Origin of the sequence: Halomonas sp. 3D7M (assembly GCF_014897885.1) — a bacterium.
Taxonomy (GTDB): domain Bacteria; phylum Pseudomonadota; class Gammaproteobacteria; order Pseudomonadales; family Halomonadaceae; genus Vreelandella.
On sequence record NZ_JABUZF010000202.1, the window covers coordinates 1 to 984 of the forward strand.

At 54.4% G+C, this 984-nt stretch carries 1 protein-coding gene; it reads right to left on the reverse strand.

Translation table 11 applies throughout. The features are described from left to right. Positions 1-8 precede the first annotated feature (8 nt). Positions 9-984 (reverse strand): IS630-like element ISHsp2 family transposase gene (locus INT22_RS11285; protein ID WP_193068245.1). Its coding sequence is split into 2 segments (ribosomal slippage), with 975 coding nucleotides annotated over them: positions 9-635 and positions 637-984; the frame shifts between segments, so codons are not numbered across the junction. This gene is flagged as partial in the annotation.

The window sequence follows — 984 nt, forward strand, 5'->3', positions numbered from 1 at the left end:
TTAAGTGCTTATTCAAAATTAATCGCGTGATCAGCTTCATAGCTACCCAATAGCCGGTGTACCTCTTCACAGAGGTGATCAAACGAAAGGTAAGCACTCAACGGCAGCCATGCGTACTTCATCTGACGCCACAGTATCTCAATCAGATTCAGCTCCGGCGAGTAGGCCGATAAGTAAACCAGATGCACACGGTGCGACATCCACTCGACTATTTTCCGCCTGAAGGCCTGCGAGCGATGCATGCTGGCGTTGTCGAGCACCACAACAGCGAAGGTATCGGTTTTTTTCTGTGCTACAAACTGGTCAAACGCTTCGATGACCGTCTCGGTGGTCACTGACCCGGTAGTGGTGTGGTAGATCAGTTTCCCAGCACGGCTGAGGAACCCCAATACGTTCAGCCTTCGGCTGTGTGAGTAGGCGGTCACCTCGCAGGGTTGCCCGATGGGACTCCACGCATAGGGTACCGACGACGATTGTGAAAAACCCGATTCATCAAAGTAATAGAGCTCGTGCTCACCCTGGTCCTCCTGCTGATGGAGTGCCTTGAGGAGGCCTTGGGTGTTTCGGAAATCCGTCTCGTCACGCAATGCTTTGAGTGAGTGCCGGATACGTTTGAAGCTGAAGTCATTTTTTTTTCAACGCTCGGCGAAGGGTCACCGTGCTGACGGTCTTGCCCGTCTCTTCTTCAAAACGGGCCTGCAAGGATCGAATCTGGTGAGGCTGTTCGGCGACGAGCTCCTGCAGTCGCTGATGATCGCTCTCGTCCAAGACGGGCGTGCGACCACTGCGGGGCTTGTCGATCAATCCATCGAGGCCTGACGCTTCCCATTGTTTGAGCCATCGTGATACGGCGTCGCGGCGGACCTCCAGTATCTGGCTAATTTGGTTGATCGTATGGCCTTGATTGCTCAGTAGGATGGCATGTGCACGGCGTCGTAGAGCACGCTTCTCACCGTGGTGATAGGCGGAGGACAGCGTCTGCTG